The sequence below is a fragment of the Kribbella sp. NBC_00889 genome (genome assembly GCF_045207705.1).
Taxonomy (GTDB): Bacteria; Actinomycetota; Actinomycetes; order Propionibacteriales; family Kribbellaceae; genus Kribbella.
This window is the reverse complement of sequence record NZ_CP108783.1, coordinates 3,714,478-3,727,780: the sequence shown is the minus strand read 5'-3', so window position 1 is coordinate 3,727,780 and position 13,303 is coordinate 3,714,478. Positions and strand designations below refer to the sequence as shown.

Below are 13,303 nucleotides of genomic sequence, written 5' to 3'. Positions count from 1 at the left end.
GCCAGTTGGCAAACATCGGCTGCCAATTGGCAGCCCGCCTGCCAACACGCCGCCAAAACTTCTCAGGTTGGGAGTTGCGGCGACGCGCCAACCGTCGGATAGCATTCCGGTGTGGTGATCAGCGCCGCCGGCCCGGCGGTCCCCGCGGTCGTCCCACCGCCTCCCGTTCCAGCAGGTCCAGCGTCTCCGGTCGACAGGCTTTCGCTCGATGATTGCCGAAGGCACGCTCCGGTGTTCGCCGACCTGCTGGCCGACGCTGTGCGCAGGCACGACGTTTCGGGCCGCGCGCTGGGTGTCCGCGCCCTGCTCCACCTGCCGCGGCTGGCCAGGTGGGACGGCACGGTCGGGCGGTCGCAGGTCATCGCCGAACTGAACCGGAACGCCGGCCGGCTGCAGCGGGATCAACGCGATATCAGCACGCTCATTCCGAAGGACAAGTATTTGTTGTCCGACCTGCGTTTCGTCCGGCTCCGGAACGCCGAAGCGGATCAAGTCTTCAGTCGGCTGCATTACCTGCGCAGCGCCCGGCCGGGGTCACTGAACTTCGCTTTGATTGATCCCGTGAGTAGTCTTCCGGTAACCCTGTGCAGCCTATCTCCGCTGGAGTGGACGCGGGTCGGACGGCAACTCGAGACCCAATTCGAGGTGCCGCAGGGAGCGACCTGGGACGTGTCCCGGGTGTATTCCTTCGACGTCGCCCCGGCGAATGCCATCTCGTATCTGCTGGCGCGGGTCCGGCAGGTGATCCGGACCGAGATTCCCGGCGCACAACTGCTGACCACGGCGGTCGATCCGAATCTGGGATTCACCGGTGCGAGCTACCGGGCGGCCAACTGGCAGCAATGGATGTCGATCGAGGCGCGGCCCTATTTGTACATCGACGGCGTCTACGTGAGTCCACGTCAGCTCCGCGCCCGCTTCGGTGGGGCGAACCTGGCCGAGCTCAGCCGGGCTTATCCGGACGGCAAGTTCGAGCGGAGCCGGGCCAGACTCCTCGACTCGATGATCTTCTGCTGCCGGCTGCGCGGGGAGACCATCGCGGTCGAGCCCGCCGAGCGGCGCCGCCTGCGCCGATGACTGCTCCCTGAGTCAGTCAGCGGTTGCCGCGGAGCGCTATCTCCCGCTCGACCCGCTCCCGGGTCGGTGTGGTCGGTGCCAACTGCGAACGGTAGTCGTCGGCGAAACAGGTCATCGCCATGCTGGCCCACTCGATCACCTCGTCGGTCAGTGGGCGCCCGTCGGACAGGTTGAGGGCGAGCGCGGCGCAGAACACGTCACGCGTGATCGACCCCTCCTTGAGGCTGACGATCGGCGGCGTGGAAATCGGCCGTACTGATCCGTGCGGATAGATCGCCCCACCGTGATTGTCCAGGATGCACAGTGTCTTCACGCGTTGTTCGAGCAGTTCCTGGCTGAGCAACTGCGCGTCGTAGCGCGCTTCCGGGGACCTGGGGAACTTCTCCAACTCCCACAGGTGCGCGACGAGGTAGTCGATCTCGCTCAAGTGCTCGATCGAGACGGTGCCGTCCGGGTAGGGCTGGCCAGGAGTGACGATGATGAGCGGGGATCGGCCGGCGGATCTCGCGATGTCCAGGGTGCGGTAGAGCACGGGCTTGGGGATCTCGAAGGTGACCATCAGAACGTCGCAGGCCGCGATCGCCTGGGCATGCTTTTCCATGTGGTCGAGGGTGAGGTGCGCGGAGCCTCGCCATGCTGCCGCATTGCTCTCGCCCCGAGGCCGTTCGTGGATGCCGGTCTGCCCGGTTCGCGACCCTGGAATCCGCTGCAGCAATGCGAGGTCGACACCGGCGGTGGTGAGACGGTCGGTGATCTCGCCGGCGTCGGGATCGTCCGTGACGGCCGCGATCAAGGCGACGTCGAGTCCCATCCGGGCTGTCGCGATCGCCTGGGTGAGGCCCTTGCCTCCGGGGGTCCGGACGTAGGTCGACGCGAGCGTCGAGGTTTCGACCTCAGGGATCTGGTCGACCCGCCAGATGTGATCGATGGCGATTCCGCCGACGACGACCACCTTCCTCTGGTGCGGCGGTCGATGACTGTCAGGTTGGCTCGTTGGTGAAGGTTCGGGGGCCGCAGGAGCGATGACGAGTCCCGCGAGCTTCTCGAAGACCTCCGGCTCCAGTTGACCGCGCAGGTAGCGGTCGCTCGGCGCCGCGGACGCGATGGCTCCCAGCGCCAGATGCAAGCTTGACCAGTGTTCCCGCAGCGCCGTACGACGCGTCGTCACCGACGTACTGCGAAGGTTGTCAAGGATCTGCGCGGACACATTGGCGTTCGCATACGCATCAAGGTGGATCCCCAGCCCCAACGCGACAGCGGCGACGACTTGGTCGGTGACGTCAAGACTGCGCACGGCATCCACGACGAGACGGAAGGCTGTGGCGCCCATAGCCTCCTTGTTCGGCGCATCGCGCTGGACTGCCGGCAGGCGGAGCAGTGGGGCTGCCCTCCTGTCACCCACCAGACGGCCGGCGCTCAGCCCCGCACCCTTCCTGAAGTATTCGAAGACCGCCACGAGCAGGGAGGGGTCAGGAACGGTCGGCGGGAACTGTTCGGGCATCGGTCTAGCGGCTCCTGTCGGGCGGTGAGATGCGGGCCACGAGGGCGTCGATGCGTTGGCGGGTGGGCATGGAGTTGGAGAGCGGGAAGTCGGCCGCGGCGCACGACATCGCGGCCGCGGCCCAGACGGCCGTGTCCTGGGAGAACTTGCGGTCGTAATCGATGAGCCACGCGGCCAGAGCGGCGCAGAAGGCGTCGCGTGCGGCGGACGACTCCTTGTAGATGGACGGGATCATCGGCACGCTCATCACATCGTGGGCGGTGCTCGAGTAGACGGTGCAGCCTCCGTTGACCAGCATGCAGAGGGTGTCCACACCGACGGCGAGCAGGTTTCGCGCTACCGGGTCCGGATCGATCGGTCCATAGCCCTGCGGCGCGAAATGACCCAGCTCCCAGGGGTGTGCCACCAGATAGTCGATGCGCGCGAAGGTGTCCCGGGAGATGCGTTCGTCGGCGTACGGCTGGCCCGGAGTGACGATCACCACCGGCCGGTGGCTGGGGTCGCGATGAGCCAGCTCCAGCGTGCGCTGCATCGTCTCGCGGGGCACCTCGAAGGTTGTCAGCAGGGCGTCGCAGCCGGCCAGGCCGTCGTACCGGTCGTCCATATCTTCCGGCGAGAGGAAGACATCCTTTTCGTTCCGCCAGTTCACCGCGATGCTGTCGCCGAGATCTCGCTCGAACACCCCGGTGAACGGCGTCCGGGCTTTCTGCACCCTCTTCACCAGCGAGATGTCGACGCGTTCGTCTTCCAGGGCCTGCAGTATCTCGTCGCCGAACCGGTCATCGGTGACCGCGGCGATCAGTGACGTCTCGAGCCCCAGCCGCGCTGCTGCGACAGCTTGCGTGAAGCCCTTGCCGCCGGGGGACAGGTCGAAGCTGAACGCCTCACTCGAGGTCTCCGGTCCGGGGAGGACCTTCGTGCGGAAGGTGGCGTCCATGACTGCGCCGCCGACGACGATGACGCGGCCGGTGGGGGCGGTGTCCGGTGCCGGGACAGCATCGAGCATGACGACGGTCTTGGATCCGACCGAGTAGATGTCTCGGCGGATGAGCTGGTTTGCGAGTTCGCGCAGTACGGCGGACTCGGTCGTACCGCGGAGGTAGCGGTCGCTCGGGGCCTCGCCGGGCTCGTGACCCAAGGCCCTGTGCAGGGCGTGCCAGTTGTTCAGCAGGGTCTCGCGGCGGGGGCCGACCGACGGGGCGTAGAGCGAGCGGATGACGCGCTCGTTGAGGCCGGCCTCGGTGTACGTCGTGGCATGCACGCCGAGTGCGAGGATCGCGTCGGCGACGATCTGCTGCGTGCCCTTGAGGTCGTCACCGACACAGTTCACGACCAGATCGAAGGCTGCCGACGGCAGGTCGAGGTCGTGGACGGACGCGAACCTGCGGGTTGCCGCGAGTTGCAGCAGAGGCTGGGTGGCGCTCACCTGGCCGGCCTTGAGCCGGGCAACGGTCAGGCCGTCATGGGTTCGGAGTTTCTCGAGCACGCTGGCGATCAGCAGCACGGCGGCTGTCTGCTTGTCGCTGCTGTTCGTCATCCGGCCCCCGGGTCGTGGTCTTCGCTCCAAGTATGCGGACCGGGGGGCCACTGCGGAACCCGGGCCGCGCGTCGGCGGGCCTGGTCGGCACCCGGCACCGGACGGGTGGTCACGAAGAGTGGCCGGGCACCGGCGTCGCCCCAGGTCGACCGAAAGTTGTTGCTGTAAGCAAGTAACGGCGGTCGCTTCGCCGCGGGACTGGGGGCCGGACCTGGTTGTGACGTAGGCTGCTGCGGTCTGCCGGTTGTCCAGACCGGCGAGACGACCACGGGGAGCAAGATGAAGACTGGGCATGTCGAGCTCGCGAGAGCTCAGCAGGAGCGTTGGCAGCGGGCCTACGTGGATCATCCGCAGCTGCACGGTTCGGAGCCGTCTGCGGCGGCGCAGTGGGCCGCGGAGGTGTTCGGTGCCGCAGGCATCGATGACGTGCTGGAGCTCGGCGCCGGGCACGGCCGGGACGCGTTCTTCCTGGCCAGACAGGGATTCAGTGTGCACGCGACGGACTTCAGCGAGTCCGCGCTGGACCAGCTGCGGCTGGAAGCCCAGCGTGAGGGCCTCGACGACCGCGTCACCGCCGCGCTGCACGACGTCCGCGATCCGTTGCCGCCCGCCGACGCCACCGTCAACGCGGTGTTCGCGAACCTGCTGCTGAACATGGCCTTCTCCCGCGCCGAACTGCGCTCCCTGGTGTCCGAGATCTACCGTGTCCTCTGCCCCGGCGGACTCTTCGTGTACGCCGTGTGGTCGGCCGATGACCCGTGTGCGGGCCACTGGCAAGAACTCGAGGAGGGCCTGGCCGTGCACGACGGGTTCGTCGGCCGGTTCTTCGACCAGCCGCTGATCCAGGAACTGGCCGACCGCTGGCGGCTCGACGACGAGACGCCGTACGACGAAGGCCCGCGGCCGCTGCGGATGTGGCGGGTCACGCTGGCCAAGCCCGCAACCTGAAGCCGGCTCTAACTGTTCCGGTTCCGAAAAGGTGAAGTTCGCTCAAGCAGCGGCGTGCCAGGTTGCGGTGTGGTCACCAATCCGAAAAGTTGCATTGACGCAGCAGATCAGTATCCGACAGGCTCTGTCGGCGTCTTACCTTCGACCATCGGAGATCAGCAATGCAGTGGTATATCGACGTCCTCAAGAAGTACGCCGTGTTCAGCGGCCGGGCGCGGCGCAAAGAGTACTGGATGTTCGTCCTGTTCAACGTGATCGCCTCGATCATCCTGGGCATCGTGGACCGGATCATCGGTACGGACTACGGCAACGGTGGCAGTGGAATCCTCTCCTCGATCTACAGCCTCGCGGTGCTGCTGCCCTCGATCGGTGTCGCCATCCGGCGCATGCACGACACGAACCGCAGCGGTTGGTGGATCCTGATCAACCTGATCCCCTGCATCGGCTGGATCTGGTTCATCGTGCTGGCGGCGCAGGAGGGCACGGTGGGTGACAACCAGCATGGTCCGGACCCCAAGGCGGCCGAGCGGTTCGGTCAGCCGGGCGCCGGTCCGGCCGAGCCTGGCTACCCCACGGCCTGACCCGTAGACACGCAGAACGCCCCGTGAACCCGAGAGGGTTCGCGGGGCGTTCCGTGTCCGGAATGGACGTCAGCTGGCCTGGCTGACGCTCGACATGTTGAAGTCGGGCACCAGCAGCGGCGGGGTCGCGGTCCGCGAGAAGTAGTCGCCCCACTCGCGCGAGAACGACGGAACCGTTGCCCCCGCGGCGCTGAACCGGGCGAGCAGGTCGACCGGGCTCTCGTTGAAGCGGAAGTTGTTCACGGCACCGGTCACCTCGCCATTCTCGACCAGGTAGACGCCGTCGCGGGTCAGACCGGTGAGCAGCGACGTCTGCGGATCGACCATCCGGATGTACCACAGGCAGGTGAGCAGCAGGCCGTGCTCGAGCCCGGCGACCAGGTCGTCGGTCGACCCGGATGCTCCGTCTACGGACAGCACATAGTTGTCGACGCCAGGTGTCGCGGCCGGAGCACCGATCAGGTCGGCCGTGTGGCGGCTGGTCATCAAGTGCTCGAGCTTGCCCCCGCGAATCCAGTCGGTCGCGGACAGCGTGAGGCCGTTGTCGAACACGCTGGACGCCCCGCCGGACGAGCGGGCCACCGCGAACGGGAAGGTCTCGAGCCCAGGCAGGTGCGGATCCGACAGCAGGTTGACCGGCTGCGACGACAGCGCGTCGCCGATCCGCGTCCCGCCGGACGGTGTGGAGAAGACGCTGCGGCCCTCGAACGCCTCCCGTCCGTCGAGTTGCCAGAACAGGTACGTCATCAGGTCGGAGACTGCGGCCGGGGGCAGGATCGTCGGGTGCCGGCCGGCGTCGACCGACACGGTCCGCGATGCCCAGCCGAGCCGGCGGTTCAGCTCGGTGTCGAGCGCGAACGGGTCGATGTCGGCGAAGTCGCGGGTGGCCGCACCGACCCAGGCGGACTGGCTGAGGTCGCCGGACTTGCCAGTCTCGGAGACGAACCCGCGGGGCAGTGCCTGCCGCAACCGCAGCCCGGCGGACGAGCCGAGGTAGAGGGTGGTGACCTCGTGGTCGGCGAAGCCGTAGAGCCAGCGGCTTTCCTTGCCGGCCCTCTTCAACGTCTCGCCGAGCGCCGGGGCGAACTTCTCGTAGACGCTGACCGTCGTCTCCTCCGGCTCCGCGGCCCAGTCCGCGCCGATGGTGCCGTCGACGAGCGGTCGGGCATCCTCGGCCGGGCTGGACGCACGCGCAGTGGCGACCGCCGCGGACACGAGGTCGCCGATCGAGGCATCCGTGACCGACGACCGGCCGACGATGCCGGCCGCCGTACCCTCGCCGGCGCCGACCGTCGCGATCACGGTCACGCTGGAGCCGCGCATCGCGCCGTTGGTGGTCAGGGTGTTGTTGGCCCAACGCAGGTTGGCGCTGGAGGTCTCGGTGACGATGACGACACAGCCGTCGGCGCCCTCGGCCGCGGCCAGGTCGAGTCCGCGCTCGATCGTGTCCTGCGGAGTGAGCTGAATGGCGGTCGTCACCGGCCGGCCTCCTGCGTGGTGTTGAGAATGCGGACGCTGCGGAACAGGGCTGAGGGGCACCCGTGGCTGACGGCGCCGCTCTGCCCGGGCTGAGCCTTGCCGCAGTTGAGCGCGCCGCCGAGGACGTACGACTGCGGGCCGCCGACCGCCTCCATCGAGCCCCAGAAGTCGGTGGTGGTCGCCTGGTAGGCGACGTCGCGGAGCTGGCCGTCCAGCTTGCCGTCGGTGATCTTGTAGAACCGCTGACCGGTGAACTGGAAGTTGTACCGCTGCATGTCGATCGACCAGGACTTGTCACCGACGATGTAGATGCCGTTCTTCACCCGGCTGATCAGCTCCTCGGTCGAGGGACCGTCAGGGGCCGGCTGCAACGACACGTTGGCCATCCGCTGGATGGGGATGTGCCCGGACGAGTCGGCGTACGCGCAGCCGTTGGAGCGCGGCGTACCGAGCAGATCCTCGTTGACCTTGGCCATCCGGCGGTCGACCTGGTAGCCGACCAGAGTGCCGTCCTTGACCAGGTCCCACTGCTGGCCGGCCACACCCTCGTCGTCGTACCCGACCGTGGACAGGCCGTGCTCGGCGGTGCGGTCGCCGGTGACCTGCATGACGGGTGAGCCGTACCTCAGCGTGTTCAGCTTGTCGGTGGTGGCGAAGCTGGTGCCCGCGTAGTTCGCCTCGTAGCCGAGGGCGCGGTCCAGCTCGGTGGCGTGGCCGATCGACTCGTGGATGGTGAGCCACAGGTTGGTCGGGTCGATCACCAGGTCGTAGCTGCCCGCCTCGACGGCCGGCGCGGTCATCTTCTCGGCCAGCCAGCCGGGGATCTGGGCGAGCTCCTCGTCCCAGTTCCAGCCGGTGCCGGTCAGGTACTCCCAGCCACGGCCGGCCGGCGGCACGCAGCTCGACATCGAGTCGAACCGGCCGGTCTCGCTGTCCACCGCGTAGGCAGTGATGTCCGGGCCGATCCGGACCCGTTGCTGGGTGTACGACGTTCCCTCGGTGTTGGCGTAGAACTTGCACTCGTGGACCGAGGCGACGTGGACGCTGACGTGAGCGACGCCGTCGGCCTTCATCAGCCGGTCGCTGTAGTCGGTGAGCAGCGCGACCTTCTCGGCCCGCGGCACGCTGAACGGGTCGATCTCGTACGACGACACCCAGCTGACGTCGTCGTACACGGGCTCGTCGGCGAGCTCGATCGGCTCGGCGTTGATCGGCCGGGCGACCTGGGCCATGTTGACGGCCTGCTCGGCGACCTGGACCGCCTCGTCGGTGGTCAGCGCGACGCCGGCGGCGAAGCCCCAGGTGCCGTCGTGGATGACGCGGACCGCGAGGCCGAGGTCCTCGTCGTCGCCGGCGCTCTCCAGCAGGCTGTCGCGTAACGCGATGGACTCGGACCGGATCCGCTCCAGCCGGAACTCGGCGAAGGTGGCGCCGAGGTCTCGGGCGCGCTGCAGCGCGGCCTCGGCGAGCTCGTGACGGGGAAGGGCGAGGAAGGACGCATCGACTTCTGGCACGTTCCGACCTTATACACGGGAACCGCGGAAGGTCCGGTGGTGTAGTCACAATGTCTGAAAACTGACTGGAGGCGTGATCAGCCAGGGCGACGAGGCGGAGCTTCTGGCTCGGGTGCGTGGTGGTGAGTCGGCCGCGTACGGCGAGCTGGTACTGCGGCATGCCCAGGTGGCCCAACGTACGGCGGTCTTCCTCGGCGCCGGTGCGGACGCGGACGACGTGGTCCAGGAGGCGTTCGTGAAGGCGTACCGGGCGCTTGGTGGGTTCCGGGAGGGGTCGGCGTTCCGGCCGTGGCTGCTGCGCATCGTAGCGAACGAGACGCGCAACGTCGTCCGGTCCCGCAGCCGCCGGTCCCGCCGTGAGGAGCTGGCCGCGCCGTTGGACGTCGTACTGGATCCAGCCGAGCACGCGGTCACCCTGGAGCGGCGGCAGGAGCTGCTGACTGCTGTCCGTGCGCTGCCCGACAACATGCGGCAGGTGGTGACCTGTCGCTATCTGTTGGACCTGGACGAGCAGGAGACGGCAGTGGTGCTCGGTTGGCCGCGTGGGACGGTCAAGTCCCGCCTGCACCGCGCACTGAGCCGGCTACGGACCTCACTCCCCGACAAGGAGGTGCAGCGATGAACTTGGACGACGAGCTACGGGTCCTCGGACGTTCTGCCGTCGTACCTCCGGTGGACGAGGGGCTGGCAACCGCAGTGCTGTCCCGGGTGGCCGACGTACCTGTGCGGAGGCGGTTGCGGGACCGGTGGCGTGCGTTCGTGGCCGGCTTCCTCGTGCTGATCGCGGGTGCAGCGCTGACGCCGCCGGTCCGTGCGACGGTGGCGGAGTGGCTGAACATCGGGGGAGTGCAGGCTCGTCCGGTCGGCACCGGCCCGACCAGTGCGCCGCCAGCGCCTGGAGTCAACGGTCAGCTGTCGTTGGAGGAGGCGGAGCGGATCGCCGGGTTCAAGCCGGCGCTGCCGCAACCGCTGGGTGCTCCCAAGGGTGTTGAGGCATCAAAGGGCTTCGTGGCGATCAGCTGGGAGAGTGGGATCCGGCTGGAGCAGTTCCGGGCCGAGGTGTCGCCGCTGTACCTGAAGAAGTACTACGACAGCCTGGAGTACGTGCAGGACATCAACGGCTACTGGTTCAAGACCCCGCATGAGCTCGTGCTGGAGGACGAGCACGGCGTGGAGCAGCGTGTCCGCGTGGCCGGCCCCACTCTGGTCTGGGTCAGCAACGGGGTGACGTTCCGGCTCGAGGGGGCGCCCGACAAGACCAGAGCGGTCGAGTTGGCTCGCGGAACCTCCTAGCGACCGGTGGTGTATCAGCGGTGAGTCCTCGTCTTTCCAGGGAGAGCCGCCATGGTCCGCCGTACGCTCGCACTGCTTGCCGCCGTGATCGCCGTCGCCGCTGTCGGAGCCGCACCCGCGGACGCAGGCGGTCCGACCAGCGTCCTGCTCAGCGCCCCACCACGGGTGGCGGCAGTCGGCTACGACGACCGTGCCTACGAAGAGCTCCAGCGACTGACGCAGGTCGCCGGATCGAAGCCGGCGGTCGGGGATGAGCGGCACGACGCCGGTGCGTTCGTCCGCGCTGCCTGGATGATCCACGACATGTCCGTCTGGCGGCTCGACATCATCTACCCGAACGTCGAGGGCGGCCCGTGGATCGCCACGACCGAGACGCTCGACGGTAAGACGATGCCGGCCCAACCCACGTGGCACACCTCAACCGACCCGGCCGCTCTGCTGAAGCTGCTCGGCTCCCTCAGACTGCTGCCCGGCCAGCAGGAGCAACCAGGGTCGTTCGGCGGCCCGACCAGCATGGACTGGAATCTCGAACCGGCCCCCGCTCCGGCGACCGAGCCCATTCCGACCGCCGCGCCGGCGGCACCCCCACAGGCTCAGACCGCGTCGATGGGCGTCCTCACCGGCTGGCGCTGGATCATCCCCGGCGTCCTGATCGGCGCACTGGTCGCAGTACTCGCTATCCGCCTGCTCCCGAAGCGCCGCGACTGGCAGCTCGTCGACGCCGAGTAGAACTAGTCGACCGGAGTCCCAGCCAGCTCGAAGCCGCTGAACAGCCGCCCGCCATAGGGCTGCAGGATCCGGTCGACCTCCTCGACGAGCCGGTCGTCCTCCGCCCGGACCCCGTCCATCAGCGCAGCCGCGTGGTCAGTGCCCTGCGACTCGTCGTACGCCATCACCTCGCGCAGCAGGCCCTTGCCGGTGCCGGACCACTGACCGGCTCCGGTGAGGAGGAGGCGGGCGGCGTCCTGCCAGAGCATCGAGCAGATGGCAGTGCGGACGTTGCCGGTGGAATCGGCGAGGTCGTCCAGGAGGCCGGTGATCATGTAGCGCAGCAGAGCGAGTTCGTCAGTGCTGAGTGGGGCCGGACCGCCGGCCACCTCGGCGAGGCAGGCTTGCTGCAACCGCGGGCCCGAGCCATCGCTGTCGAGCAGTACGACGGACTCACCGACAAGCCGCGCCATGGTCGGCTGTCTGCGCTGCTGGTCCTTGCCGGAGAAGAACGCGATCGACTTCTCGGTGTGCACGAACAGCTCTACCGGCCAGCCGCCGTACTGCAGGGACTTCCGCAGCGGTGCGGGCGGTCCGTCGAGCAGCACGGTGATGTCCAGGTCGGACGTAGGGGACGCGTCGCCACGTGCCACGCTCCCGCCCAGCCATGCCGCGCGGGCTTCCGGGAACTGCTCCGCCACCAACTGTCGTGCCAGGTCGATCGGTTCCATCAGGACAGTTTCAGCCAGTGCAGCAGGTCGCGGTACGCATTTTCCGGCTGGATGTGGCCACCGGTGTACGGGACGAGCTCCGCGTTCGGGATCTCCGCGACGAGCAGATCGGCGTACCTGCGAGCGCGATCGTCACCGGAGCCGAACCAGATGCTCGTCGGCACGTGGACGTCGGCGAGGCGGAACCCCCAGTCGGCGGCGAACGCGAGGTTGTCGTCGACCCAGCCGTCGTGGCTGGTGACGAAGGTCGCCGTGAGACGAGCCATCGCCTCCGGATCGTCCTTGGCAGGTGGCGCCGGCGGTGCGGGGGAGTGCGGGTCCGGCGGGAACTCCGGGCCGCCGGCCTCGACCGCGGCCATGATGCTCAGTGCGGCCTCCTCGATGGACGGCCGGATGTACTCCTCACCGCGGGCCGCCAGCCACGACGTCCGGTTCCGCCGCGGGTCTTCCTCGTCCCCGGTCGGCTCAGGACCGTCCACGATCGGCGGTGTGATGCCTCCGGACACAGCACACCGGGCGATGCGCTCGGGGAGGAGGGCTGCACAGGCAAGAGCGTGCGGGCCCCCGCCTGATCCGCCAGTGACCGCGAATCGCTCCCACCCGAGTACGTCGGCCAAGGCGGCCACGTCCTCCACCACCTCGGCAACCGTCCGCCCCGGCTTGCGGGTCGACCCGCCGTACCCCGGCCGATCGGGAACGATCAGATGTACGCCGCACTCCTCGGCAGCCCGTACGACGTCCGGCCGCTTCCACCGCGTGCTCGGTGAACCGCCCTGCGACAGCACCGGCACCCCGTCGGTATCGCCGTACACGCTGTACCTGAGTACTCGCCCGCCGACTGTCAGTTCCTTGTCCACGGTGCGGAGAGTAGCCGGTCGGGTGTCGCGCACAGACGTCGAGTAGATCGAGTGGGATTCTCGGGATTCGGGATGGAACTGCGATGGTGGAAGACTTCGGCCTACCGTCTCCCGGCTGGGATTGTTCGACGTTGTCAGGAGTGCTTGTGAGTTCCTCGGTTGCCGCGGCCGTCTCGCCGACCCGGCAAGCCCTGCGCCGCGCCCGGACGGACCGGAGTGCGCGGCTCGGTGCGGTGCTGGTTGTGCTGCTGGTGCTGATCGCAGCCGCGGCGCCGCTGCTGGTGAAGCTGTCCGGGCAGGATCCGTACACCTACCACCTCGATCTGCTCGACCCGGCCCGCGGCAACGCGCCGAAAGGTGCGCTCGGCGGGGTGAGCAGCGAGCACTGGTTCGGCGTCGAACCACTGACCGGCCGGGATCTGTTCTCGATCGTGGTGCTCGGCCTGCGGACCTCGCTGACGATCGCGATCGTGGTCACCCTCGTCACCTCGGTCGTCGGTACCTTGATCGGCATCAGCGCCGCCTATTTCGGCGGCTGGTACGACGGGGTCGCGTCCCGGGTGTTCGACTTCTTGTTCGGCTTCCCACAGCTCGTCTTCATGATTGCCCTGGGCATCATCGTGCCCCCGGGCTTCCCGCGCTGGCTGCTGCTGATCCTGGTGCTCAGCGTGTTCGGCTGGGCCAGCCTGGCCCGGCTGATCCGCAACCAGGCGAGGTCCCTGGTCACCCGAGAGTTCGTCGAGGCGGCCCGCAGCGTCGGCTCGTCCGGCTGGCACGTGATCACGCGCGAACTGCTGCCGAACCTGCTCGGCCCGGTCCTGGTGATCGCGACCCTGGCCATCCCCGGCTACATCGGGGCCGAGGCGGCGCTGTCGTTCCTGGGCGTCGGCGTACCACCGCCGACACCCAGCCTCGGCCGCTCCATCTCCGACTCGATCGCCTGGGTCTACACCGGCGCGGATCCCTGGTTCCTGTTCTTCCCCGGCGTCGCGCTGTTCGTCGCGGTGCTCGGCTTCACGCTGCTCGGCGACGGCGTCCGCGACGCGTTCGACGTCCGCCTGCGGAGGACGAGCTGAG

General features: G+C 68.3%; 13 protein-coding genes. 7 read left to right on the top strand and 6 right to left on the bottom strand.

Annotated elements, in window-relative coordinates; translation table 11 throughout:
* The first annotated feature begins 231 nt into the window (after positions 1-231).
* The gene (locus OG817_RS18165) at positions 232-1,077 is read left to right on the top strand and encodes a hypothetical protein (protein WP_406056148.1); all 846 of its coding nucleotides are present in this window, start codon (positions 232-234) and stop codon (positions 1,075-1,077) included.
* Between the two features lie 16 nt (positions 1,078-1,093).
* Here OG817_RS18165 and OG817_RS18160 read toward each other — a convergent pair whose 3' ends face one another.
* Both OG817_RS18160 and OG817_RS18155 read right to left on the bottom strand, forming a co-directional pair.
* Positions 1,094-2,407: a PfkB family carbohydrate kinase gene (locus OG817_RS18160; protein ID WP_406056146.1), complete on the bottom strand. Its 1,314-nt coding sequence runs from the start codon at positions 2,405-2,407 to the stop codon at positions 1,094-1,096.
* A 175-nt stretch (positions 2,408-2,582) separates the two neighbouring features.
* Positions 2,583-4,115: a PfkB family carbohydrate kinase gene (locus OG817_RS18155; protein ID WP_406056144.1), complete on the bottom strand. Its 1,533-nt coding sequence runs from the start codon at positions 4,113-4,115 to the stop codon at positions 2,583-2,585.
* A gap of 279 nt (positions 4,116-4,394) precedes the next feature.
* Between OG817_RS18155 and OG817_RS18150 the strand changes: the two genes are divergently transcribed.
* Both OG817_RS18150 and OG817_RS18145 read left to right on the top strand, forming a co-directional pair.
* Positions 4,395-5,063, top strand: a complete 669-nt coding sequence (locus tag OG817_RS18150) for a class I SAM-dependent methyltransferase (protein ID WP_406056142.1) — start codon at positions 4,395-4,397, stop codon at positions 5,061-5,063.
* A gap of 161 nt (positions 5,064-5,224) precedes the next feature.
* The gene (locus OG817_RS18145; RefSeq protein WP_406056140.1) at positions 5,225-5,644 is read left to right on the top strand and encodes a DUF805 domain-containing protein; all 420 of its coding nucleotides are present in this window, start codon (positions 5,225-5,227) and stop codon (positions 5,642-5,644) included.
* 69 nt (positions 5,645-5,713) lie between these two features.
* Here the strand turns inward: OG817_RS18145 and OG817_RS18140 are convergent, their stop codons facing one another.
* Both OG817_RS18140 and OG817_RS18135 read right to left on the bottom strand, forming a co-directional pair.
* The gene (locus OG817_RS18140) at positions 5,714-7,123 is read right to left on the bottom strand and encodes a metallopeptidase TldD-related protein (RefSeq protein ID WP_406056138.1); all 1,410 of its coding nucleotides are present in this window, start codon (positions 7,121-7,123) and stop codon (positions 5,714-5,716) included.
* A complete protein-coding gene (locus OG817_RS18135; RefSeq protein WP_406056136.1) occupies positions 7,120-8,637 on the bottom strand; it encodes a TldD/PmbA family protein in 1,518 nt (505 codons plus the stop codon). The genes OG817_RS18140 and OG817_RS18135 overlap by 4 nt, the downstream gene beginning before the upstream one ends.
* Positions 8,638-8,710: 73 nt before the next feature.
* Between OG817_RS18135 and OG817_RS18130 the strand changes: the two genes are divergently transcribed.
* The 3 genes from OG817_RS18130 to OG817_RS18120 are packed head-to-tail and all read left to right on the top strand — an operon-like array spanning position 8,711 to position 10,659.
* On the top strand, positions 8,711-9,259 hold the full coding sequence (locus OG817_RS18130) for an RNA polymerase sigma factor (RefSeq protein WP_406056134.1): 549 nt from the start codon (positions 8,711-8,713) through the stop codon (positions 9,257-9,259).
* On the top strand, positions 9,256-9,930 hold the full coding sequence (locus tag OG817_RS18125; RefSeq protein ID WP_406056132.1) for a hypothetical protein: 675 nt from the start codon (positions 9,256-9,258) through the stop codon (positions 9,928-9,930). The genes OG817_RS18130 and OG817_RS18125 overlap by 4 nt, the downstream gene beginning before the upstream one ends.
* Positions 9,931-9,981: 51 nt before the next feature.
* Positions 9,982-10,659, top strand: a complete 678-nt coding sequence (locus OG817_RS18120) for a hypothetical protein (protein WP_406056130.1) — start codon at positions 9,982-9,984, stop codon at positions 10,657-10,659.
* A 2-nt stretch (positions 10,660-10,661) separates the two neighbouring features.
* On the opposite strand, the gene OG817_RS18115 is transcribed toward OG817_RS18120, so the two are convergent.
* Both OG817_RS18115 and OG817_RS18110 read right to left on the bottom strand, forming a co-directional pair.
* Positions 10,662-11,369, bottom strand: coding sequence for a nucleotidyltransferase domain-containing protein (locus tag OG817_RS18115; protein ID WP_406056128.1), 708 nt, complete (start codon positions 11,367-11,369; stop codon positions 10,662-10,664).
* Positions 11,369-12,226 (bottom strand): alpha/beta fold hydrolase, encoded by an 858-nt coding sequence (locus tag OG817_RS18110; RefSeq protein ID WP_406056126.1) that lies wholly within the window; start codon positions 12,224-12,226, stop codon positions 11,369-11,371. The genes OG817_RS18115 and OG817_RS18110 overlap by 1 nt, the downstream gene beginning before the upstream one ends.
* 146 nt (positions 12,227-12,372) lie before the next feature.
* Between OG817_RS18110 and OG817_RS18105 the strand changes: the two genes are divergently transcribed.
* Positions 12,373-13,302 (top strand): ABC transporter permease, encoded by a 930-nt coding sequence (locus OG817_RS18105; RefSeq protein WP_406056124.1) that lies wholly within the window; start codon positions 12,373-12,375, stop codon positions 13,300-13,302.
* Position 13,303 lies beyond the last annotated feature (1 nt).

Bases quoted from the DNA above. Each gene is read 5' to 3' on its own strand.
- OG817_RS18160 (WP_406056146.1), bottom strand. From the start codon at position 2,407: ATGGGCGCCACAGCCTTCCGTCTCGTCGTGGATGCCGTGCGCAGTCTT.
- OG817_RS18155 (WP_406056144.1), bottom strand. From the start codon at position 4,115: ATGACGAACAGCAGCGACAAGCAGACAGCCGCCGTGCTGCTGATCGCC.
- OG817_RS18150 (WP_406056142.1), top strand. From the start codon at position 4,395: ATGAAGACTGGGCATGTCGAGCTCGCGAGAGCTCAGCAGGAGCGTTGG.
- OG817_RS18145 (WP_406056140.1), top strand. From the start codon at position 5,225: ATGCAGTGGTATATCGACGTCCTCAAGAAGTACGCCGTGTTCAGCGGC.
- OG817_RS18125 (WP_406056132.1), top strand. From the start codon at position 9,256: ATGAACTTGGACGACGAGCTACGGGTCCTCGGACGTTCTGCCGTCGTA.
- OG817_RS18120 (WP_406056130.1), top strand. From the start codon at position 9,982: ATGGTCCGCCGTACGCTCGCACTGCTTGCCGCCGTGATCGCCGTCGCC.
- OG817_RS18115 (WP_406056128.1), bottom strand. From the start codon at position 11,369: ATGGAACCGATCGACCTGGCACGACAGTTGGTGGCGGAGCAGTTCCCG.